18 protein-coding genes and 5 pseudogenes are annotated in these 21,843 nt (G+C 58.9%); 4 read left to right on the top strand and 19 right to left on the bottom strand.

Annotation, left to right across the window (positions count from 1 at the left end):
• From NKH28_RS32120 to NKH28_RS32110, 3 genes and pseudogenes are all read right to left on the bottom strand, one after another.
• Window positions 1-576 (bottom strand): annotated as a pseudogene (locus NKH28_RS32120) (transposase); the annotation flags it as partial.
• A 122-nt stretch (window positions 577-698) separates the two neighbouring features.
• The gene (locus NKH28_RS32115; protein ID WP_352981239.1) at window positions 699-2,357 is read right to left on the bottom strand and encodes a hydantoinase B/oxoprolinase family protein; all 1,659 of its coding nucleotides are present in this window, start codon (window positions 2,355-2,357) and stop codon (window positions 699-701) included.
• Window positions 2,354-4,396: a hydantoinase/oxoprolinase family protein gene (locus tag NKH28_RS32110; RefSeq protein ID WP_352981238.1), complete on the bottom strand. Its 2,043-nt coding sequence runs from the start codon at window positions 4,394-4,396 to the stop codon at window positions 2,354-2,356. The genes NKH28_RS32115 and NKH28_RS32110 overlap by 4 nt, the downstream gene beginning before the upstream one ends.
• 209 nt (window positions 4,397-4,605) lie before the next feature.
• Here NKH28_RS32110 and NKH28_RS32105 point away from each other — a divergent pair, with 209 nt between their 5' ends.
• A complete protein-coding gene (locus NKH28_RS32105) occupies window positions 4,606-5,322 on the top strand; it encodes a GntR family transcriptional regulator (RefSeq protein WP_352981237.1) in 717 nt (238 codons plus the stop codon).
• A gap of 91 nt (window positions 5,323-5,413) precedes the next feature.
• Here NKH28_RS32105 and NKH28_RS32100 read toward each other — a convergent pair.
• Window positions 5,414-6,496, bottom strand: a pseudogene (locus NKH28_RS32100) (IS5 family transposase); the annotation flags it as partial.
• Window positions 6,497-6,572: 76 nt separating this feature from the next.
• Between NKH28_RS32100 and NKH28_RS32095 the strand changes: the two are divergent.
• Complete coding sequence (locus tag NKH28_RS32095) at window positions 6,573-7,301, top strand: DDE-type integrase/transposase/recombinase (RefSeq protein ID WP_352981236.1); 729 nt, start codon at window positions 6,573-6,575, stop codon at window positions 7,299-7,301.
• Between the two features lie 131 nt (window positions 7,302-7,432).
• Here the strand turns inward: NKH28_RS32095 and NKH28_RS32090 are convergent, their stop codons facing one another.
• Window positions 7,433-9,505, bottom strand: coding sequence for a recombinase family protein (locus tag NKH28_RS32090; protein ID WP_352778912.1), 2,073 nt, complete (start codon window positions 9,503-9,505; stop codon window positions 7,433-7,435).
• The gene (locus NKH28_RS32085; protein ID WP_023722661.1) at window positions 9,495-9,692 is read right to left on the bottom strand and encodes a hypothetical protein; all 198 of its coding nucleotides are present in this window, start codon (window positions 9,690-9,692) and stop codon (window positions 9,495-9,497) included. The genes NKH28_RS32090 and NKH28_RS32085 overlap by 11 nt, the downstream gene beginning before the upstream one ends.
• A 351-nt stretch (window positions 9,693-10,043) precedes the next feature.
• Here NKH28_RS32085 and NKH28_RS32080 point away from each other — a divergent pair, with 351 nt between their 5' ends.
• Window positions 10,044-10,346 carry a hypothetical protein gene (locus NKH28_RS32080; RefSeq protein ID WP_352981235.1) on the top strand — a complete coding sequence of 101 codons (303 nt, stop codon included), beginning with the start codon at window positions 10,044-10,046 and terminating at the stop codon, window positions 10,344-10,346.
• 61 nt (window positions 10,347-10,407) lie between these two features.
• Here the strand turns inward: NKH28_RS32080 and NKH28_RS32075 are convergent.
• From NKH28_RS32075 to NKH28_RS32015, 13 genes and pseudogenes are all read right to left on the bottom strand, one after another.
• A pseudogene (locus NKH28_RS32075) lies at window positions 10,408-10,635 on the bottom strand (transposase); the annotation flags it as partial.
• Between the two features lie 1,065 nt (window positions 10,636-11,700).
• Entirely contained in the window at window positions 11,701-12,585 is an 885-nt protein-coding gene (locus tag NKH28_RS32070) for an SDR family NAD(P)-dependent oxidoreductase (protein ID WP_352981234.1), read from the bottom strand.
• Window positions 12,572-13,033, bottom strand: coding sequence for a Zn-ribbon domain-containing OB-fold protein (locus NKH28_RS32065; RefSeq protein WP_352981233.1), 462 nt, complete (start codon window positions 13,031-13,033; stop codon window positions 12,572-12,574). The genes NKH28_RS32070 and NKH28_RS32065 overlap by 14 nt, the downstream gene beginning before the upstream one ends.
• Window positions 13,034-14,197, bottom strand: coding sequence for a thiolase family protein (locus NKH28_RS32060; RefSeq protein ID WP_352981232.1), 1,164 nt, complete (start codon window positions 14,195-14,197; stop codon window positions 13,034-13,036).
• The gene (locus NKH28_RS32055) at window positions 14,197-15,789 is read right to left on the bottom strand and encodes a class I adenylate-forming enzyme family protein (RefSeq protein ID WP_352981231.1); all 1,593 of its coding nucleotides are present in this window, start codon (window positions 15,787-15,789) and stop codon (window positions 14,197-14,199) included. Before NKH28_RS32055 ends, NKH28_RS32060 begins: the two co-directional genes overlap by 1 nt.
• Before the next feature lie 67 nt (window positions 15,790-15,856).
• Window positions 15,857-16,849: a succinylglutamate desuccinylase/aspartoacylase family protein gene (locus NKH28_RS32050; protein WP_352981230.1), complete on the bottom strand. Its 993-nt coding sequence runs from the start codon at window positions 16,847-16,849 to the stop codon at window positions 15,857-15,859.
• A gap of 771 nt (window positions 16,850-17,620) precedes the next feature.
• A pseudogene (locus NKH28_RS32045) lies at window positions 17,621-18,162 on the bottom strand (ABC transporter ATP-binding protein).
• A 38-nt stretch (window positions 18,163-18,200) separates the two neighbouring features.
• Window positions 18,201-18,830, bottom strand: coding sequence for an ABC transporter permease (locus NKH28_RS32040; protein WP_352981229.1), 630 nt, complete (start codon window positions 18,828-18,830; stop codon window positions 18,201-18,203).
• 225 nt (window positions 18,831-19,055) lie between these two features.
• Window positions 19,056-19,400: an ABC transporter permease subunit gene (locus tag NKH28_RS32035; RefSeq protein ID WP_352981228.1), complete on the bottom strand. Its 345-nt coding sequence runs from the start codon at window positions 19,398-19,400 to the stop codon at window positions 19,056-19,058.
• Window positions 19,291-19,818 (bottom strand): hypothetical protein, encoded by a 528-nt coding sequence (locus tag NKH28_RS32030; protein ID WP_352981240.1) that lies wholly within the window; start codon window positions 19,816-19,818, stop codon window positions 19,291-19,293. Before NKH28_RS32030 ends, NKH28_RS32035 begins: the two co-directional genes overlap by 110 nt.
• Before the next feature lie 140 nt (window positions 19,819-19,958).
• Window positions 19,959-20,255, bottom strand: coding sequence for a DDE-type integrase/transposase/recombinase (locus tag NKH28_RS32025; RefSeq protein WP_352981227.1), 297 nt, complete (start codon window positions 20,253-20,255; stop codon window positions 19,959-19,961).
• Entirely contained in the window at window positions 20,200-20,385 is a 186-nt protein-coding gene (locus NKH28_RS32020) for a hypothetical protein (RefSeq protein ID WP_352981226.1), read from the bottom strand. The genes NKH28_RS32025 and NKH28_RS32020 overlap by 56 nt, the downstream gene beginning before the upstream one ends.
• 400 nt (window positions 20,386-20,785) lie before the next feature.
• Window positions 20,786-20,944 carry a hypothetical protein gene (locus NKH28_RS32015; RefSeq protein WP_352981225.1) on the bottom strand — a complete coding sequence of 53 codons (159 nt, stop codon included), beginning with the start codon at window positions 20,942-20,944 and terminating at the stop codon, window positions 20,786-20,788.
• Window positions 20,945-21,353: 409 nt separating this feature from the next.
• Here NKH28_RS32015 and NKH28_RS34590 point away from each other — a divergent pair.
• Window positions 21,354-21,590, top strand: a pseudogene (locus tag NKH28_RS34590) (IS30 family transposase); the annotation flags it as partial.
• Window positions 21,591-21,843 lie beyond the last annotated feature (253 nt).

Below are 21,843 nucleotides of genomic sequence, written 5' to 3'. Positions count from 1 at the left end.
GTTGCGCGCCAACCGGCATGGGCTTCTGATTCCTCAGTAAAGGATGCACCCCCGCCCTCAATTTCCAGCAAGTTTAGGACTTCACCCGTCATGTCCACGGCCTTGTTCGCTAGAGCCATGGCAGCGAGTTTCGGCGGCTTGCGCTTGAGTAGGTCGACAAGCCAGGGCGAGACAGTGCCTCGGCCGCGTCGGACATGCCGGATGACAGCAGTAGCCCCGGCCACCAGCACGCTGCGCAAGGCTTCGTCGCCGGCGCGCGTGATCACGCCGAGCTTGACCCTGCCGGCAGTTGAATGATCCTTCGGAGTTAGGCCGAGCCAGGCGGCAAAGTGTCGGGCCGATCGAAAGGTCTCAGGTGCCGGCGTCTTCATCACCACTAGTGACGCGCCGATCGGGCCGACACCCGGGATTTGCGCCAGGCGCTGGCTGCACTCCTCGGCCCGATGCCAAGCCATCAATTTGGAGTCGACGTCTTTCAGTTGCGTTTGCAGCTGCGCATATTCGCGCGAACAGCTCCCGTGCCAAATCCGGTAGCGTCCCATCTGCTGCAATACGCTCGAGCAGCGGTTCGATCTTGCTCCACTTGGCAAGCACTGTGGGAGAATCTGACAATCGAAAGCCCGGGCGAAATCAACTGCGGATTGCGACGATTTGCCGGACGGCATCCCCCGTCAAAAACCGGACGCCATGATCACGGCCTAGACGCGGGTATATTTTCCCGACTCGAGGTCTTCGGCGATCGATTCTAGTGAGCGCTCTGAAGCCGGTCCGTAGCCCCCGCCGCCAGCCGTTTCGATAACAATCGCATCGCCTGCCGCGATGACGATGCCCGAAGGCTTATTTATAAGCCGCTTGGAAGTTCCAGACGCCGAGACGAGCGTGAACCGACCAGGTCTCCCCTCGTCTCCTCCGAATACACCCCATGGCGCGTTCACGAAGCGCTCTCCAAATCCGCTGAATATAGCGGAATGCGACACCGGCTTGATTACGCGCCGCAGCCCGAGACCTCCGCGATGGCGCCCCTGCCCGCCTGAGTCCTCGGCGAACTCATAGCGCTCGACGATCAGGGGATACTCAGTCTCGATAGCCTCAACCGGCAGGTTCGACGTGTTGGTGATGTGAACCTGGACGCCGTCTTTCCCGTCCTTGGTCGCGCGACCGCCGAACCCGCCTCCGAGCGTTTCAAAATAGACGTACTGCCTTTTGGTATCGGGATTCACGCCCGCAATCACTGTCGTTGTGTTGGCTCCATTGGCGCCCCCTACGACGCATTCCGGCAGAACATTAACAAACGCGCCGATCACAACATCTACGATGCGCTGGCATGTGTTAGCGCGCGCAGCGACCGCAGCTGGGAATTCGGCGTTCAGCAAGGTTCCTGAAGGGACGAAAATCTCAACCGCGTCGATGAGTCCCTGATTGTTCGGAGCGTCGGGATCGAGCAGCGCCTTAACCGCATAAAGCACGGACGCGCGCGTCGCATTCATGGTTGTGTTAATATTCCCCAGCACCTGGGAATGGGTACCAGTGAAATCAAACAGCAACCTCGGTGCGGCCGGATTGATGGTCAGGGTAAGTTTGATTACAATGTTCTCGGTCCCGAGACCGTCATCGTCCATGACATCTTCGAAGATGTGCGTGCCGGCCGGCAGGGAGGCAATGGCATCGTCAAATCGACTGCGGGTTCGCATCATAATCTCGTCGAAGCTGGCAACGACCTGGTCGCGACCAAAACGCTCCACGATTTCCTCGACACGCCTAGCCCCCAGCCGGCATGACGATATTTGGGCATAATAATCGCCGCGGCGTTCCTCGGGAACACGAGCGTTCAGCAGTAGTAGCTTTAAGATATCGCCAACGAGCTCGCCATTGGAGAACAGGCGCACCACCGGAATCCGCAGGCCCTCCTGATAGATTTCGCTCATGCCACCCGCCATGCTGCCGGGCACCATGCCGCCGATATCTGCGTGGTGCGCGATATTGCAAACGAAGCAAATCAGTTCTCCGTTGATAAAGACCGGCAGCGCGAGATTCACGTCCGGCAGATGCGATCCCCCGGCGCAATAGGGATCGTTCGCGACGAACATGTCGCCCGGTTTGATTTCGTCAATCGCATACTGATCCAAAATGCTGTCGATCAAGCCGGTCATAGACCCGAGATGAATTGCAAGCGACTTCTCCGCCTGGACGACAAGTCGGCCGCGTACGTCGATGACGGCGGACGAATGGTCGTGACGTTCCTTGATGTTGGTTGAATAGGCGCTCTTCATCAATGAGATGAACATCTCGTCGGCGACTGAACGAAGCGCATTGTTCATAATCTCGAGCGAGATCAGGTCCATCTTGCCAATCTTCACGATGCAACCTCGATTAGGATGTTGAGGGACATGTCAACGGTCGCGATATCCCCGGGATGCACGATAGTGGTCGAGTCGAACTGGCTGATAATCGCCGGTCCAGCAATGGTGGCGCCGGGTTTCAGCGCCTCGCGGTCGTAGACCTTGGTGGTGCACGGTCCCGCATCGGAAAACCATACCAGCCGTTCGTCCATAGGGTCTGGAGAATGGGGGCCTTCCGATATCGGCACCAGGGCTTCCATGAAGTGCTTCGCCTCGACTTTGGCCGTCACCCTGAAGTTCACAATCTCGATCGGCTCTTCCGGATTCGCGAAGCCGTAGGCCCGCTCGTGCTCGCTCATGAAATCCTGCCGCAGGCGGTCCACAGTGAGCGATTCCAGATCTTGAATGTCCACGGGGATCTCGAAATTCTGCCCAACGCAGCGCATGTCAAATACGATCTTCGTCCTGCGTAGTTCCGACTTGACGTCCTCGGCCTCATACCAGTTGTCCGCATTTTGGAGAACGGATCGGGTGAGGTCCAAGATGTCGGCAAACGTTGATGCCGCGACCTTAGTGGGTGCCGTCTTCACGAGACCTTCCGTGACGTCGGAATAGATGAGCCCGGCCGCGCACAAAATACCGGGACCGTGGGGCACGATGATCTTCCGGATGCCCAGCGCCTTCGCGATGTCTGCGGCGTGCAGCGGGCCGGCTCCGCCAAACGGAAGCAAAGCAAATTCCCGCGGATCGTGACCACGCTCCACGGAAACGGAGCGCACGGCACGAACCATGTTAGCGCAGACAATATTCAATATGCCCAACGCGGCGACCTCGACCGAGAGCTTTAGCTTTGCCGCGATGGGCTCAACGGCCCGGCGCGCTTCCTGGATGTCGAGCGTCATAGCGCCGTTGAGCAAACCGTGTGTCGAAAGCCGTCCGAGCACGAGGTTCGCATCCGTGACAGTGGCGGCGATGCCACCCAGGCCGTAACAGGCCGGTCCTGGATAGGCACCGGCGCTTTCGGGGCCAACTTTGAGTAAGCCGTCCCGATCAAACCAGGCAATCGAACCGCCGCCCGCCCCTACCGCGTTGATATCGATCGCCGGCAGGCGGATCGGAAAGCCCTCAATCGAACGGTCGTGCGCCAAATCGAACTGGTAATTCCGAACCAGGGCGACGTCCGCGCTCGTCCCCCCCATATCGAGGGTTATGACATCTGGAATGCCCGACTTACGCGCCATTCCTGTTGCGCCGACGATGCCGGCAGCCGGACCCGATAGGGCGGTCCTGATCGGGAATTGACGCGCCCGATCCAGCGACATCAGCCCCCCGCTTGACTGGCTGATATTTACCTCGATGGGCCCGATCCGCTCACGCACTTCCCTCTCTAGTTCACCGAGGTAGCTGTTCATGACCGGCTGCAGATAGGCGTTCAGAACCGTGGTCGAAATACGTTCATACTCCCGGAATTCGGGATGCACCTCTGAGGAGACAGAAAAGGGGATCTTGGGAAAGCGCGCTCGGAGCTCAGCAGCCAACCGATTTTCGTGATCTGCGTTCTTGAATGAGAAGAGAAACCCTATCGCGCATGCCGTAACAGAAGACGCCTCCAGTTCGGCAGCGACGCGGTCTATCTCCTCCGAAGTCAAAGCAACCAGAACTTCGCCGCTTGCGGACACCCGCTCCTTGACCTCAATGCGGTTTTTTCTATCCACGACAGGACTCGGGAAATCCGCCTGAAGATCGTAGATCTTCGGCCGCACCTGTCGACCGATCTCGATGAGATCCTTGAACCCGTCGGTGGTAAGCAAAGCGACTGCAGCACCCTTGCGCTGGATGAGGGTGTTGGTGGCTACGGTCGTTCCGTGGCAAAGCCGGCTGATCGTCGCCTGGGGTACCCCGCGCGCCATTGCAAGTTCCGCTAGCCCCTCGATGATTGCCGTCGCGGGATTTTCCGGCGTTGACGGCCTCTTAAACGACACGGACATGCCGGTCTTCGCGTTGACAGCGAAGAAGTCTGTGAATGTGCCCCCAACGTCAATGCCGATATTCCACATTTTCAGCGCAACTCCATATTGATACACTGTGTATTATAATCGGCGATAGGGGTCAACGGGTTGTTGCGGAAGTGCAGCCCAAAAATTGAGCTTCTGCGCTGATTACTCGAAACGCTGCACTGGTCGAGGCGAGGTCCGGCTTTTCCGAGCGTGCAGACTCTGATAACGGGCTTTTCCCTGCGCTTTCGCAGCTCTCCAACGGTGGCCTGATGGAAACAAAGAGAAATGGACGGGGAAGGCCTAAGGGGGAAGGCAGCGCCGCAGTATATCAGAGCCTGCGAAGCAGGATTCTCAATGCCGAGCTCCGGCCTGGAACGGATCTGAACGAACCGGACCTCGTGGAAGAATACGGGGTGTCACGTACGCCTGTGCGTGAGGCGCTAATCAAATTGGCCTCCGACGCCCTAGTTGAAATAGTGCCCAATCGGGGCGCTCGGATAGCACCGATTGACGTCACCGAAATCCCAGCGCTTTTCGAGGCGCTTGAACTCGCAGAGCGCGCCATCAATCGCTTCTGTGCACTCCGACACACGTCTGCGCAACTCACACAGATCGAGCAGTCGAACCAAGCTTTCGAACGAGCTTCTTTCGGGCAAGACTATGGACGGATGGCCGATGAGAATCTTCGGTTCCATGGAGCCATCGCCGCAAGCTGCGGCAACCGCTATCTAGGCGACCACTATGTCACATTGGCCAATATGGCCATGAGACTAAGCCGGCTCGGTTTCGAGAACACCGAGGGTCGAAAGGTGAATGATGAATACTACGGCACGGTCAGGCAGCATCACCGCGACATCATAGAAGCGATCCGCGCCGGCGACGCGGACGCCGCGGATGAACTCGCCAGACGGCATCAAAAGCTATTCCGGCAGCGGCTCATGCTGTACCTACGCCGAAACAATGCGTCCGACATCTCTATTAAGTGACTGGCTGGAAAGCGCTTCCCTGTTCGGAGCGCACAGGTGGTACCCCTGCGGGCCTGTATTAGAATTAGTCGACCGTGAACAATCTTGACCGCTAAGCGGCAAGCTGCTTCGGCCGGTTCAGGAACGCGGCGATCAAGAGCGACAAAAAATCCTTCAGCCATCTGAGCAGGAGGAGAAGTTGTAGCCGGCGGCGGCCGGGATGGCGTTGAGGGCGTCGCCCTGCTGGCCGGCGAGGTAGTTGCGGCCCATGCGGTGCTCGGCTTGATGTGGCCGATCACCGGCTCGACCGCCGACCGCCGCCGCATCTGGCGTTTGATGGCCGGAGTGACGCGGCGTTTCTGGCCGCTGGTGAAGACCCTGACTTGCGGCTCTGGGGTGCGTTGTGGCCGCGATAGCCGGGCGGCGAGGATGCGGCCAATCTGGTTGCCGATGGTCTTTTCCATGTCGGGGATGACGCTTGCCAGCGTGTGGCCGTCATAGGGATTGCCGGGCAGTGCTTTTGCATGCAAGGCGAACTGTCCGCCCTTGGAGCGCTTCAGCGTGGTGGCCACCGACACCTTCACCCGAACTCGTGCGCCTTGCCTTTGCCGATGCATTACACCTCGTGCGCGTGCAGGCTGTAGATTTTGCGGCCGCGCTGGCGCTGACGTTGCTCGAGAACGGTGGCGGCCTGGTAGAGCTGCCATTTGATGAGCGCGTCCAGCCCCGCATCGCTGGCGATCTGGCGAGCGATGTCACGAATGGTCCGCCTTGTTGGCCCGCTTGAACTGCTTGGCGTGGGCATAGCGCTGGTGGTTGATCAGCGCCAGCTTGCCGACCCGCACATAGCTCTGGCGCAAATTGACGCCCGTCCTCTTGGCCAGCCGCACCAGCCGTTCGCGCGCCCGGTGGATGAGCTTGGCGTCGGTCGGGAACATGACGTTCTTCGGCTGCACGGTCGTGTCGACGATGTCCTGGCGCGTGTCGGCCGGCTTCATCGCCCCGGTCTTGACCGCAAGGCTGAGGCTCTCCTGCAAAAGCGCGACGATCCGCTCCTCGCCCATGCGGCTGCGCCAGCGCGTGTCATCGACGAGCGGTCGAAGGGCAGTGCGTGGCGGAAGAACTCCTCGCCGCACCGATACTGGAAGTAGGGGTTTTCCACCCAGCGCTAGCACAGCACCTCGTCTGACAGGTGTTTGGACTGGGGACATCGCGAACAGGTGTGCGAGGACATCGCAACAGTTTTGCGCATTGTGGCGAGGGGGTTCGGGATGCCGTTCAAGGACACAAGCGCGATGAAGCAGAAGTTGGAGTTCGTGAGTTTGGCGTTGGTGGAGGGGTCGAATGTGAGCGCGTTGTGCCGGCGCTTCGGCATCGGACGGACGTGCGGCCACAAGCTGCTTTCGCGCTACCGGGGCGAGGGCGAGGCAGGCCTGGCCGAGCAGTCGCGGCGGCCGTTATCAAGCCCGGCGCAGTGCGCGCCGGAGGTGGAAACGGCTGCGCTTGCGGTGCGTGCAGCGCATCCGGCTTGGGGTGGACGCAAGATCGCGCGCGTCATCGCCCGCGATGGCATCGCCACGCCCGCGGCCTCGACGATGAGCGGCATCCTGCGCCGCAACGGCATCGAGCTGGGCGCGCTGGGCGGCGGGGCGCAGCCCTTCATCCGCTTCGAGCACGAAGCTCCCAACGATCTGTGGCAGATGGATTTCAAGGGCCACGTCGCCTTGCGTGGCGGTCGGCTGCATCCGCTCACTGTGCTCGACGACCATTCGCGCTTCTCGATCGCGCTGTCGGCCTGCGCCGATCAGACCACCGCAATCGTGAAGGCCCGGCTGATCGCCGCCTTCCGCCGATACGGCCTGCCGTGGCGTATCGCCACCGACAATGGCCCCCTGGGGCGACGGCGGCCGCAACAACTTCACGCTGCTCACCGTCTGGCTGGTCGACGCTGGCGTCGCCGTCAGTCACTCCAGGCCTTGCCACCCGCAGACGCTCCGTAAGGACGAGCGCTTCCATCGCTCGCTAAAAGCCGAAGCGCTGCAGGGACCGCCCTTTGCCGATCTCCCAAGGCCCAGGACGCCTTCGATCGCTGACGTCACATCTACAATCCTGTTTCATAACACCCATCTGTCTATGTCGTTGAAGTGAATAGGTTTTGCTGATCTGGATGCGATCCCGTGGGGTATTTTGGGTTTTGCCGCGCGCGATGAACGATGCGCTGTGCCGCAGGTTCGCCAAGCGTTGATCGGCTGAAGACCCATGGACCATCCGGCAGAGGATGAACGCCTTCGATCTCGCCCGCCTCGGCGGCGAGCCTGAGGGTCTTCGGTGCAACGCCGAGAAGGCGCGCCGCCTTGTTCAGGTTAAGCCATGGCTCTTTGCCGTCCGCCGCTGGCCGGAAGACAGGGATCTTATGATGCGACCTGTGCGCGGTGACCCGTTCGCGTGTCCATCGATTGCCGTGGCCGGTCACCAGTCCATTGCGGTTGAGGATGCCAGCAATCAGATCATCATTGGCGATGAGCACCAGTTGGCGGACGGCCGCGATGATATCGCCGGACGTGCTGTTGCGCTGTCCACGGCGCCGCTTCGGCAGGCGCAGTTCAGTATGGACGCCGCCAACCCAATGGATCAGAAGAACGATCTCTGACGCTTCGTCATCGATATCGGCGACCACCTCCCGGATGACGGTGCGAACGATGCGCTTCTTGAGCCTTGCATCCGTCGTCGGCGCCGCCCATACAGCCTTGAGATCGGCGGCGAGCGCGGTGACGTGTATTGGCGACAGAAGTGATGGCTCCGATGTCGAGGCATCATGCGCGGCAATCCTGCTCTCGATCTCGCCGACACGCGTAAGCGCCCGGTTCCATCGCAACTCCAGTTCCGCCGCGACCAGCCGGTTCTGCGGATCGATGGCGTCGTATTGCCGGAACGCCCGATCGGCGTTGTAGCGTGCCGCCTCGCGATCGCGCATCAGAGCATCGCGGACCTGATCGCGGCGACTGGCCGCTTGCGCTTCGGCCTCGACGGCCGCGGCTATCGCTGCCGGCTCGACAACCCGCAGAAGAGCTTCCTCGATGGCGTCGTCGACGCGTAGTCCACCGAAGGCGATGCAACGCGGCTCGCCATTGTCAAGCAGACCACGCCAGCAGGAATAGCGCGGAATGTTGTGCTTGGTTCCCGTGTAGCGGACCGTCAGCTTGCGGCCGCAGCGCCGGCAGCGGACAAGGCCGGCGAGCAGAGCGTCGCCATGCTTGGGCGCCCCGTGATGCCGGCTCGTGGGCACGTTGTCGCTCACCATCTTGCGGATCGCTTCCGCCCTTTCCCAGCTGACGTAGCCTTCGTGTGCACCCGGGATCAGCGCCAGCCATTCATCACGCGCCTTACGGCGGCTGCGCGAACGAATGGCTGTTGCATCATATCCCGACGCAGCACGAGTCTTACCATAGGCATAGGCGCCGCCGTAGATCGGGTTCTCGATCATTCGGTGGATGGTCGCATAGCTTGGCCTGCGCCAGACCACATCGCCATTGTTGCGCTTGGCAGGCAAATCCAGCCCATGTTCGAGGAACCAGAGCAGGGCCTGGCGGGCACTGCCGAGTTCCGCCACCTTGTCAAACACAAGGGTGATGGCCTCCTGCATGCGACGGTCGGGATCCTTCTCCAGCCGGTCGCCGACCTTCACGAAGCCGACCGGGGAAGCGACGACGAGTTCACCGCGCCGGGCCTTCTCATAGCGGGCCGACAAGGAGCGCTGACGCAGAAGATCGAGCTCATACTCGTTGAGACTGCCCTTCAATCCCAGCAGCAGCCGGTCATTGCCCTGGCGCGGTGCGTAGACCGTCTCCTGGTCGATCAGCACGGTATCGACGACGCGGCACATCTCGATGAGCTGCTGCCAGTCGCGGCTGTTGCGGGCGAAGCGCGATACCTCCCGCGCCGCAACCGCCCCAACCTTGCCGAGACAGACTGCTGCGACCATCCGATCGAAGCCCGCTCGCGCGACACCGCCAGCAGCAGAGCGGCCGAGATCGTCATCGACCGTCTCGATGCAAGACCAGCCGAGCGCGACCAGGCGATCGCGCATCGCATACTGCAGGGCGCTGCTCTCACGATTGTGCAGAACCTGATGGGCCGAGGACTGCCGCACATAAAGGATCGCCTTTCGCTCCAGATGGTGGGGCCGGATCTTCTCATGCATCATGGCGTGCCTCCTCCCGTGGAACGGCGCGCTCGCCGTCGACGTGGTCGAGGATCAGGCGCACCATCAGCTTTGTCAGCGTCAGGCGCGTCTCTTCCGGCAGCGCCTGCCATGGTGGCATCTGCGCGGTCTCCGCATCGTGCGGGTTGGAGAACAGATCGAACTGATATGTCGTGGGCTGGCGCGGCATGGACCTCTCCCCGATTCGCGTCGTGAGGATCCGATGCTGCGCCCGAAACCTCCAATTGCGATGGGGTGTGGGAATTGGCCGTCGCGTCCTGCAGCAGTGTCACCAAGACGCCAAACGTTCTGGGATCGACATGTGGGGCAGCGGCAATGCGCCACGCGGTGCAGACCGCGCGATCAAACATCCAGGCCGGAACCTCCAGCCACCGATCGGAGGCGTGGCCAGAGAGACTGCAGCGGAAAACCTCCCGGTCAGCCTTCTCGATCACCTCATGAACGTGAACACAACGCCCGGCCCAGGGATGCCATGGATAAAGAAACTTGCGTTCCTCGGTCCCGTGGGCGTTCTCTCGTCGTGTTGTACAACACCGTGCGTCCGCAGGACGCGCTTGGCGGCGCTGTGCCGCTCGACCGCTACCGCGTCTCGCAGCGCCAGTACCGCGAAATCGTCGAGCCGTTCGACTATGCCAAGGACGATCTCGTCCGCCGCGTTCAGCAGCATGGCTTCGTCTCCATCCTCGGCCACACCATGCGCCTGTGCAGGGCCTTCGCCGGCAAATCCGTCGCCTTTCGCCCAATTGCTGCCGACGGCGTCTTCGACGCCTGGTTCAGACACCAGAAAATAGAAACCATCGACCTCAACGCCCTGGCTCGATAGGATGGCAAAACTGTTCGTGATGTCCTCGCACACCTGTTCGCGATGTCCCCAGTCCAAATAACAGGTTGAAGGTGTGCTTGAGGATCGTCAGCCCCGCCATCAGCCGGGTCGGCAGCGGCGGCATGCCGGGACCGTCCGAATAGACCGCACCGAAGCGCGCCTCCAGCACCGGCCAGTCGATCGCCTGCGCCAGCCGCACCAGCTCGTGCTTCATGTTGATGATCTGATCCAGCCTGGAGCGGAAAACATCCTGCTCTCCCGTCTCGCGCTTCTCGCGTGGCCTGCCCATCGCCTGGCTCCATTCACTGCGATGAAAGCAGTGAATAACGCTTCGCCAGGCGGCGAAATCGCAAACTGGAATTGCAAGAAAACCACAAACCGGCCGTTACCTGCAATTCGGAAGCCTGAAAAGTAGAGTATTCCTATGCGATATCAGCGGCTTCCGTATTCTTCACGGCCGACCAATTAAATTAACCTAGCGCCGCGCGCAGCCAGCGTCATCCTGCGCCTTGTTCCGATCGATTTTCCTACCCAGGCGACCCCTGGCCGGATCGATGTCCCCGCCGCCACACGCCGGACCTTCGCCTGAATGTCGGGAGAGAATGGCACACCCTGACCGGGCAGGGCAACCTGAGATTAAGGTCTCCGCTAGCGGCCGCAACCAACCGTCAACGGGATTCATTTGCTGAAAGGATGTCCGCTTCTCGTCCTGACCGACAATTTGGAGCGTCCTCGTTACCGACACCTCACCCGGAGTTCAGGTAGACAGGCTATGTGAGCGGTTTCCGCGGCGAAAGTGGTCATGCGTCTGTCTCCATATACGCGTGGCCGAGGCCAATCGTCCGAAAGCTGCGTCCTGACAGCAATCGGATAGCATTGCATAGACGCCATGTTCTCCTCCAACTCATCGCAGAGAAACGAACGGCAATTGTGACACTCCACTGACCTGGATCGACAGTTGGCGGCGCGAGTCGCCCGGCCTAATTGCGCCGCGCCGCTCCGCCGGCGTGTCATTTGATAGCCGAGGTGCCACGGAGACGGCTTCGGGAGGCGCGATAAGCAGAGTCGTGAGCATAACTTCGCCATGGGACGGCTCGGTGCCTACGCCAGCATCGCAGCCTTTATCCAGCACCACCACGCTGCTTATGCCATGGTATTTCGCAGATGGTGGTCACATGAAAGTCAATGCCAGACGCCGCCGATGATAACGACGTCGTAAGGCGGCTCAGGTCGCGCATCAGGAGAGTCCACAGCGATTCACCACGCTCTTGCCCGTAAGTCCTTCAAGCAGTCTGGCAAACGCAGCTCTATTCACAGTAGTCCAACTTGGCACACTGTCTGATTGGGCCTGCCGTCAATTCGCGCCCGCCGTCAGCTTTTGGATAAGGTCTTGGCTCGACCCCAAGAATACGGGGTCAGTGAAATCCGAAATCTCGCCATAACGCTCCGCTATGACGTCAGGATCGGGATCGGCAGCAGGATCGACGTAAATCCCACGGCTCTCCAAAACGCGGGCAACCGCGAAATGTCCCCCCCCGGCGCTCAGAATCTGACCGGTCAGCGTGCAGCTGTCGCTGCTGAGATAGGTAACCGCCGCCGAAACGAACTCTGGCTTTAACACGGCGGCCATTTCGCCGGAGAGCATTTCAGCCGTCATCTGCGTTGCGGCGGTCGGTGATACAGTGTTGACCAGAATGCCGTGACGAAGCCCCTCCAACTTGAGCACGTTCATCAGGCCGACGAGCCCCATCTTCGCTGCGCCGTAGTTCGTCTGGCCGAAATTCCCGTATAGCCCCGCCCCCGATGTGGTCATCACCACGCGCCCGTAGCCCTGTTCCTTCATGTGCGGCCAAGCGGCCTTCGTGCAGTAGGCGGATCCGAGCAGATGGACACGGATAACCAGGTCGAAGTCGCTCATATCCAACTTGAGGAAAGTTCGGTCGCGCAGGTTGCCAGCGTTGTTCACCAAGATGTCGATTCGACCGAACTTTTCAATAGCAGTAGCGATGATCGTATGAGCCTGCGCCACGTCGCCCACGTTGCTGGAATCGGCTGCCGCCTCCCCGCCGCTGCGGACGATCTCCGCAGCAACGCTTGCCGCGGCCTCCCCGCCGCCGGCTAGGTCGTTAACTATGACCTTGGCGCCGCGTTTCGCGAGCATCAGAGCATGCGCACGGCCCAAGCCGTTGCCGGCACCGGTAACGACGGCAACCCGCCCAGTGAGATCAATCTTCTTCATGAGTTCTGCTCGCTGACACTTCGCTGCGGTAAGCTAGTTCCTGTGCCAACGAAGCAGGGACGAAAGCCGGTACGCACGGCCCATCCTCAGCACGTGGGAACACCACCTTCACTCTTTGGCCGATGTGAACTTCATCCGGATCGCAGCCGACGATATTGGTAAGCAGGATTACCCCCTCATCGAGCCTTACATAGGAGACGACGCGCGGCGGCGTTTCCCGACGCATGACAGTATAGGAATAAATCTCCCCCCCTCCTGGCGACTCCCTCCATTCTGTGTCGACGCTAAAACAGAACGGGCAATGCGCGCGGGGATAGACGTGGACCTTGTTGCAGCTGTTGCAGACCTTCACGAGCAGCCTGTCCCTCGCTGTGGCGGTCCAGAAAGCCTCACTCTCAGGATTGGCCGGTGGGACTGGCGTCAAAGGGGACAATGTCTTCACATCCATCTATTCCCTTTCCAGGATCACTGTCGCGCTGCCATGTCGGCTGGCCAACCAGCCGCCGGTTCCGTGAGCAAGCGCCAGATCACAGTTCCCGACCTGCACTGCGGGATGGGCCTCTTCGCGAAGCTGGCGCACGGCCTCCAATATCTTGGTCATGCCGCCGCGATTGGCGGGATGGTTGCTGCACAGCCCTCCGCCGTCAGTATTGATGGGCAGCTTACCTACTCCGGAAATCAGCTTGCCGTCGGCGACAAAGGCACCACCCTGGCCTCGTCCGCAGAACCCAAGATCTTCCAGCTGTATGAGGACCGTTATGGTGAAGCTGTCGTAAAGCGACGCATATTTGATATCCGAAGGCTTCACCCCCGCTTCCGCAAATGCCGTGGCACCCGACACGACGGCGCCCGATGACGTTATGTCGGCGGTGCCTCCCCGCAGGTCGCGGATCGCCTCGCCTGCTCCACGAAGCCTTATGCGCGGTCGCTTGAGCTTGCGCGCGATCTCCGGACTAACCACGACGAACGCACCGCCGCCGTCGCTGACAACGCAGCAGTCAAGCTTGTGCAGGGGATCGGCGATCATCACCGATCCGAGAACCTGCTCTACGGTAACTACGTCGCGCAATATCGCATGTGGGTTGTGCTGCGCATGGTGGGAAGCGGCCACCTTTACCCAGGCGAGTTGCTCCGCGGTGGTGCCGAATTCGTACATGTGCCGCATAGCGCTCATAGCGTACTGGTCGACGACGCCATTAGCGTAGGGCAACTCGAAAGCCAACTCGGGAACGCCCCAGCTTGGCTGCGTGTCTAGCCCTCGCCCACCGGTGCGCGGTTTGCCGGCCATCGTCACGAGAGCGACATTGCACTTGCCAGCAGCGATTGCCTGGGCGGCGTGCGACAGATGAACCATGGGCGCTGATCCGCCCACATCCGTATTGTCGTAGTGACGGACCTCTATGCCAAGATATTCGATGATAGACAGCGGACCGAGGCCTGGGGCATCTGTGTCGCAGTAGAAAGCATCAACATCCGATAGCGACAAGCCAGCATCTGCTACCGCCCCCTGCGCGACCTCGAAGTAGAGCTGCCCCAGGGACTTGTCGACAGCCTTCCTCGTGGGATGCTCGTATATCCCTGCAATATAGGCACTTTGTGCAACAGAACCCATTACTTTTCCGAATCTTGATGGGGCTTAATTTTGTAAGGTGCGCTTTGCCATGCCGAGAGATATTCGTCACGAATGTCATTCTTCAGCAATTTGCCAAGCGCGTTCCGAGGAAAGGACGACCAAATGCGAACGCTCTGTAGGCGCTGGTGCTTTCCTAGCCTGTCATTTACCCAGCCAAGAAGCTCCCCCATCTCAATGTTTCCGGCCTGCCTCATGCGCACTAGACCGACCGGCGTTTCCCCCCACTTGGGGTGGGGAATGCCGATTACCGCCACTTCTTCGACCTCCGGATGCTCGAGAATTACGGCTTCGATGTCGGCGGGGTAGATATTGAAGCCGCCCGAGATGATCATGTCCTTCTTCCGGCCGCGGACGAATACAAAACCCTCCTCATCCTTGCTGCCCAGGTCGCCGGTCTTGAGGAACGTCCGGCCATCGCTTTTCGTCCAGACGAGCTCTGCTGTCTCTTCCGGTCGTCCGTAATAGCCGTCCATCATGAAGGGCACGCGAGCCACTATCTCGCCGACTACGTCTGGTTCGACCTCGACACCATCATTGTCGATGATGCAAACTTCGCAGCCGAGCAGCGCGCGCCCGACTGAACCTGGCTTTTCGTCATGATCCATCGGCCTGCAAAGAGTTGCCGAGCCTTCGCTAGCGCCATAGCATTCGAAGAAGTTCGACGTCATGCGCGCGCGTATCTCGGACTTCGTGCGTGCGGCCAACGCAGAGCCCACAGAAAGAACCGCGCGGAGGCTTGAACAATCCGCTTTGTCGAGGGCAGGATCTTGAATAATGGCATCGAGTTGGGTTGGCACAAGCTGCGCATGCGTGACGCGATGTTTCGCGACGAGCGCCAAGAAAGCTGTCGCTGAGAATTTGGGCGTCACCACGATCGTTCCACCCACGAAGACAGCGCTGAGCATGTTTAGCCATGTCGCCGCTGCCGACACGGGGGTCGCAAGGAGTGCCACGCTGTCTGACCGGAAACCCATTTCGGTGCCGAAGAGTATCGCGCTCCATTGCAGCGCATTGAACGACTTGACTATGCCCTTGGGCCTGCCGGTCGTGCCCGAAGAGTACCAAATAACCATTCGGCTCGTCGGATCGACAGGCGGAAGCGGCTCCGTTAGACACCCGTTGACAAAGCTCTTGAGGGACTTCCAGCCCGCCCCCTCGAAGCCGACGCCCACCCAATTATAGGATCGAATACGCGGCAGCGCCTCCCGACTGCAATCGACTTTTGCGGCGTATTCCGCAGAGACGAAAAGAATATCCACCTCAGCGTCCTTGATCAACGTGATCACTTGCTGATCTGAAAGGAAGCCGTTGACGGGCACGTAACAGGCGCCTGCTTTGGCCACTCCGAAGACGAGCAAAATACTTTCGATAGAGTTCACCGCAAGCACGCCAACGTTGCTGCCGATGCCAAATCCTGCCTGCCGCAGCGCATGTGCGATGCGAGAGGTCTCCTGGTCGAACCGTTGCCAGTCGAGTGTCGTCGTCCCTTCGATCAGCGCGATTTGGCGGGGATGGTTAGCAGCGTGCACCGAGATCAGCGCTGGCACGGTTACCTGCGGAGCATCAAGCATTCCTCAAATCCCCGTGCATACGCGTGGAGCCTTCTACAGCGATAGGATGCATTTATAATACGACGTCTTAGACCTTCAGCGGGCGCGCAAAGAACGCCACGGCTTCGTTGCCGTCGACATACCCTCCGGATCGAATAGCGTAGACGACGGACGCCGTAGGCGCGCAAATTTCGATGGGATGAGCCGACAGCGACTCCATCGATCGCAGAACGCCTATGAGAGCTCCCTGCTTCACTTCATCGAGCACCGAGCACACAGGTTCAAAAATCCCCCGCGCTGGCGATCCCAGTTCGTCAGATACAAGCGTTTCAAGTGTCCGACTGGACTTGTGTTCACGGAGTGGATGGTCCGCTTCTCCCTCGGCCAGTCCAAGCGCGATAATGCCGTTGCGTACCCCAGCTTCATATTGGGCCAAGGCACCGGCGCTGACCGTGCCGCCGCCGAATTCAGTGCAGACTAACACCTTACCCTGATTGTGGGCGACGGTGTCGAACATTCCAGGTGTGTCGTTGTGCTCCCAGACCAATGTCACGGGCAATTTGAAAGCCTCTGCGATTCCGATCATCTTGGTCATCAGATCGGCATCGGCAACAGGGTGCATGATGACCGACGGCGGAATATCCCACGTCGGTCCGAAACTGTGCAGATCAAATACAATGTCTGCCATTGGCAACAACACGCGCGAAACCGCATCCGCGATCCGTTCGCTTACCGACCCGTCGACCCGACCCGGAAACACTCGATTGAGATTCTTCCCATCGATCGGCGTGTTGCGTGTCCAAGCCTGCACGGCTAATGGGTTGATCTCAGGTACGATGATGACCCTTCCACAAGTTTGCGCTTCAGGCAGCCATTCAGCGAGCCGGCGAGCGACAATTGGCCCCTCCAGTTCGTTGCCATGATTTCCACCGGTGATAAGTAGGCTCGGTCCCTTCCCTCTATTGCAGCTAAAGACTGGGAGCGAGAGAGCTTCGCAGTCGGCGCCTTTGGGGACAACTAGATGGCCCGTACTCACCCCAGACGCGCCTGGATCGAATGTAAGATGTGGCACTTCGTTCATGTTCAACCCTCCACGAATGATAGTATTTTCTAGACGATTGACCCGGCTGGCTTCCGGTCATTCGCCGGCGTTTGGCCAAACTTGACCGCGGGCCGCCTCGATTTAACAGTTCCGCTCCGCAGTCGTCGAACCGCGGCGTCTCGCCCACCACTATGGGCGGTACGACGGGAGATGCCCCGCATGTATGCCCCAAGCCGTCCTCAATCCGCCAATATAATGTCTCGGACGGTGCCATCGCGTTTTCAGATGGCTAGTGCGTCTTTCGCTGAACTTCGCTACTCCGACCTGAAGGCGCAGAGGCGCAGACATCCTCAACAAGCCCTCGGGCGAGCGGCCAAAATACCGGTAAACTTCGCCACGGGTCTCACCCGGTAGGTCAACGACCACATGCACATCGGCCCCAAAGGCGCCACGTCGACTACGACGCCAGTGTGATTCATCACTCACAACACTTTGTGTGACGTCCATGAGCTCAATATGTTCTGGTCTGATGCATAGATCGGCACTTCCTCGCCGGTCTGTCGGCGTTGATCTCGTCCAAATCTCCATTCCATTGGAAGCAATAAAGGGGCTACAGCCGCCATTTAATTGACCACATCTAGCTGCGTAAAACCAATTCGATCTGCCAACGAATTCAGCTACAAACTTATCTGCGGGCGTTTTGTATCGGAGAACCGCGCTGAATCACCTTTCCCGCATGCATGACAACGACTTCGTCGCCGAGGCTAAGAGCCTCCTCCTGATCGTGCGTGACGACAATGGTGGTCGCTCCTACTGATCTGAGATTTCCTTAAGCTCGATGCGCAACTCCAGGCGAAGCTTGGCATCAAGTGCGGATAGAGGCTCGTCCAGAAGGACGATTTGGGGGTCAGTTGCCAGCGCCCGGGCAAGCGCTACGCGCTGCTGTTGTCCGCCGCTTAGCTGGCCAGGATATCTGGCCTCCATACCGACCATGCGTACAAGTGATAGCATGTGCTGGACTCGAGTAGGTATCATCGGCTTCGGTGTTCCGCGGTACCGCAGTCCGTAGGCGACATTCTGCTCCACCGTCAGAAGAGCGCGTAATCCTGGAATAGAAGCCCAACATTGCGTTCGTAGGGCTTCAGATGGTCAACGTTCTCGCCTGCGATTGCCACAGTGCCGCTGTTCGGTGCCGTAAACCCAGCTATCATGCGGAGCGTGGTCGATTTCCCGCAATCACTCGGCCCCAAAAGAGAAAGAATTCTTCCTTGTTCTATTCCCAAGCTGACGCCATCAACAGCGACAAATTCACCGTACCTTCTAGTGACGTCCTGCAATTCAAGAACATTCATTGAGTCAAGCCTTATAGATGCCATGGCCGATAACCCGCTCAAGACCAAACATGCGATCGAGCACAATCAAAATGACGACAGTTACGCCCATCAGAAAGACGGCGGCCGCAGCGAGAGTGAGATCGAAGTTCGACCTCATAAGACCTACGAGAGCGACGGGAAGCGGATACGTATTGAAGTCGCTCAAAAAGAGGCTGAATTGTCAAATCGTCCATGGAAAATGCGAAGGCAAAGATCGCACCAGCCGCGATACTATTCTTAGCGAGCGGCAAGGTAATTGTGAAGAAAGCTTGGCGTTCATGGGTCCCAAGACTCAACGCAGCTTCACGCAGCGTGGCACTTATGCCAGTCAGCCCAATCAGTGTCATTCTGATCGTAAAGGGAATTGTGATGATAAGGTGCCCAGCGAGCATTTTAAGAAATGTCGGCAGCACGTTCACTGCCGAAAATGCCATCAGCAATGCAAACCCAATGATAACCCCTGGCAGCACTAGAGGCGATAGGAAGGCCGTCGTGACAGAATCCCGCGATTGCGCAGACATTCGACTGATTGCCAGCGCGGCCAAGGCTCCAATCGTGGTCGCGGCGGCGGTCGCCGCGGTCGCCAGCAACAGGCTCGTGTGGAGTCCGGACCAGAGATAGCCATTATGGGCGAACTGGTGAACCATTTCGTCGACAGACTCGGGGGAGGAAATTGACCAAGATAGTCACGCGAGTCAAATGACATGATTACGGTTGACTGGGATCAGCAAAACATTGCCGTCACCGCGATCACTGCCCTTAGGAGTATCCCAAGACTGGCGTCTGCGTTTCGTTTGTTGAGCATTCTTATGTCCTAACAAGCAACGTTGCAATTCTAGAGATAATAAAAATCATTACAAGCGATAGGATCATCATGATAATCGATATTGCGCCCCGCTGGGATAGTTCGATACTTCACTGAAGCGACTGTAGATAATGTTTGAAATAAACTGCACCCTTCCTTGCCCCAGGATCCAAGGGATGGCGAAAGCGCTTACGCCAAACGTCATTGAAACCAAAAATGCAGACACGATTCCCTTGATGCACAGCGGGATAGTTACTGAAAGATGTGACTCTATTGCCGATGCGCCAAGAGACTGCGCCGCCTCACTCAAGCGAGGATTGAGATTCAGTATCGCGCCTATCGTGATCAGTATCGATATCGGTATTGCATAGTGGAGCAATCCGACGATGAGTGATGATGTTGATATATGCACTGGCGTTCATGTTGACGCCAAAAAAAAGACAAGTATCCCGACAGAACCAAACGTCAATTCGATCCCATAGATCCGAACCAACGCGCTCAAAAACATTAGCCCGATGAGAGCTGATATCCAGATCTTCCGCACACTCGCAGATGCCTTCTTCGCAATATAATAGGCGACCGGAAACGCTATGATGACAGCGATCACGGACGCGAAGAACGCCAATACATAGGTTTGGCCAAAGTACCTCGCATAGGCCGAAGAATTCCGTATAATTCTTAATGGTAAGCGGAGCTCCCACCACGGCCCCGATACGGCCGGGCGTGAATGTACGAAAACTCTCCTCAATGACCGCCAATAGCGGCATCACAAAAATAAATACTGCTGCTGTCGGAAGCAGCAGCAGTATCTGGGATTTAGAACGCCTCACCGATCCCTCCCGCCAACGCACGTGCGCTAGAGATTGCACTTCTTGCTAAAGCAGGGATTGGATTTCCTGCTCCCAGCGCTTCATCCACGCATCGGACAGTTCGGAGATATGGGACCAGTTCGGAACGTAGGCGTACTTATTCATTTCATCGTTGTTGAACACAAAGGGCTTGGCCTCGTCAGGGACTGCCGCCTTGGTATTGGCGGGTATCGTCCCAACAAGATTTGTATTCTGTGGCGGCAGACCCTGCTTCTTGTCGCGTCACCAGGCGCGTGGCGGCCTTGGTTGCGACGCGTCTGAACAATCTCTTCGAAGCCGTGTCCGTCCTGACCAACCGCTCTCCACAACCAGCATTTCCGACCGTTGATGCGCACCACGACTTCATCCGGTGCCAGATATCGTCTTGTTGGCGCCTTGCGGCGGTATACGGCGAGCATAATCAGGACCGTGCTTCGGCACCATCGGCGGATGGTCTCGTAGGAACGACGATCCCTCGATCGGCGGCATTTCCTCGACATTGCGCAAGCTCAGGTTGAAGCGGAAATAGACCCAGACAGCACGGGCCATGATTTCGATCGGATCGCGTGGTTCTTGTAGGTCGGTGCACTCACGTCATGGGGCCAAGGATCAGCTGAGAGCTTTGCTATACTTCAGCCTGTCCGCCTGTGCCAATTCCGCGGCCTCCGATATATCCCCACAACCAAGCGCTGCGCCGGCGCGCGACACCGCTTGTCCCTGGCGACACCGAAGACCGACGGTGGGCATTGAACTCAAAAAGCCGCCGCCGTTCGTCCGGCGAGCTGCTCGCGAAGTTCGCTGAGCGAGCCAAAAACAACCCACGCCTTCGTTCGCTTCGAGTTAGCCGCGACGATGGATACGACTTCACAGAGCAATCCAGATTCCAGCGATTTGCGGGACGGCATTGCGGATCAAAAACCGGACGCGATTGGGCGGAGGCGATCACGGTCTAGACGCGGGGTATTTTCCCGAGGTCTTCGGCGGTCGATTCTGGTGAACGCTCTGAAGCCGGTCCATAGCCCCCGCCGCCGGCCGTTTCGATAACAATCGCGTCGCGTACGCCGACATCCCAGCCTTTCTCCAGCACCGTGGGCGCATGAAAGTCCATGCCCGCGGCCGCCGATGATGACGACTTCGTAAGGCGGCTCAGCTCGGGCGCGTCACGAGAGTCCACGGCGATTCACCGCCGCTCTTGCCCGTAATCCTTCAAGCAGCTTGGCAAACCTTGGCGGACTGTCTGATTGGGCCTGCGGTCAATTTGCCCGCGTCAGCTTTTGGATAAGGTCTTGGCTCGACCCCAGGAATACGGGGGCAGTGAAATCCGAAATCTCGCCATAACGTTCCGCTATGATGTCAGGATCGGGATCGGCTGCAGGATCGACGTTAGATCCCACGGCTCTCTAAACCGCAGGCAACTGCGAAATGCAGACCTCGTCAATGAAGTGAGAAAGATGCTCGGTGACGTCCTCGAAGGTTTTCGAACGCAATTGGGTAAACGGCCTCGAACTTGAGCGTTTATGAAGCTTTCGGCTTTGCCGTCGCGGGGACTACCACCAGCAGCGGGGCGATCTGAACTCCAGCGATTCTGGTTGGGGATCGCGCAGGGTTTGACCAGCGAGGATGCTGCGCTGGCGGCTGGTATGTCGCAACCTGTCGGAACCAGATTGTTCCGACAGGCCGGTAGTATGGCACCAGCGATGTTCAAATCTTCGCCCAAGCCGCCGTCCGGGCCGTATTTCTCGTTTGCGGAACGTAGGAGATCGCACTTCCAACAGGCGACATTCTGCATACAGTCTTCGAAGCGCGACGATTGCATATCCGTGGCATCCCCTTTTTGGACGAACGCTTCAGGTCGCACCGTTTCGACGCGGCAAGGATTTGAAGTGCATCTACACGGAGGAACGGCGGGGGGTTTAGTCGTGAGGTGCCCAATGGATGTTCGACGACAGATACTGTGCCGGCATGGCGCTTGGGCAGCCGCAGATTAGCATTGATGGGCTCAACGAG

Source organism: Mesorhizobium sp. M1227, assembly GCF_040318315.1.
GTDB lineage: Bacteria > Pseudomonadota > Alphaproteobacteria > Rhizobiales > Rhizobiaceae > Mesorhizobium.
This window is presented reverse-complemented; position numbering and strand designations above follow the sequence as displayed.

Bases quoted from the DNA above. Each gene is read 5' to 3' on its own strand.
- NKH28_RS32110 (WP_352981238.1), bottom strand. From the start codon at position 4,396: ATGTGGAATATCGGCATTGACGTTGGGGGCACATTCACAGACTTCTTC.
- NKH28_RS32105 (WP_352981237.1), top strand. From the start codon at position 4,606: ATGGAAACAAAGAGAAATGGACGGGGAAGGCCTAAGGGGGAAGGCAGC.
- NKH28_RS32095 (WP_352981236.1), top strand. From the start codon at position 6,573: ATGCCGTTCAAGGACACAAGCGCGATGAAGCAGAAGTTGGAGTTCGTG.
- NKH28_RS32090 (WP_352778912.1), bottom strand. From the start codon at position 9,505: ATGATGCATGAGAAGATCCGGCCCCACCATCTGGAGCGAAAGGCGATC.
- NKH28_RS32085 (WP_023722661.1), bottom strand. From the start codon at position 9,692: ATGCCGCGCCAGCCCACGACATATCAGTTCGATCTGTTCTCCAACCCG.
- NKH28_RS32070 (WP_352981234.1), bottom strand. From the start codon at position 12,585: ATGAAGAAGATTGATCTCACTGGGCGGGTTGCCGTCGTTACCGGTGCC.
- NKH28_RS32065 (WP_352981233.1), bottom strand. From the start codon at position 13,033: ATGGATGTGAAGACATTGTCCCCTTTGACGCCAGTCCCACCGGCCAAT.
- NKH28_RS32060 (WP_352981232.1), bottom strand. From the start codon at position 14,197: ATGGGTTCTGTTGCACAAAGTGCCTATATTGCAGGGATATACGAGCAT.
- NKH28_RS32055 (WP_352981231.1), bottom strand. From the start codon at position 15,789: ATGCTTGATGCTCCGCAGGTAACCGTGCCAGCGCTGATCTCGGTGCAC.
- NKH28_RS32050 (WP_352981230.1), bottom strand. From the start codon at position 16,849: ATGAACGAAGTGCCACATCTTACATTCGATCCAGGCGCGTCTGGGGTG.
- NKH28_RS32040 (WP_352981229.1), bottom strand. From the start codon at position 18,830: ATGGTTCACCAGTTCGCCCATAATGGCTATCTCTGGTCCGGACTCCAC.
- NKH28_RS32025 (WP_352981227.1), bottom strand. From the start codon at position 20,255: ATGCTCGCCGTATACCGCCGCAAGGCGCCAACAAGACGATATCTGGCA.
- NKH28_RS32020 (WP_352981226.1), bottom strand. From the start codon at position 20,385: ATGGCCCGTGCTGTCTGGGTCTATTTCCGCTTCAACCTGAGCTTGCGC.
- NKH28_RS32015 (WP_352981225.1), bottom strand. From the start codon at position 20,944: ATGGACTTTCATGCGCCCACGGTGCTGGAGAAAGGCTGGGATGTCGGC.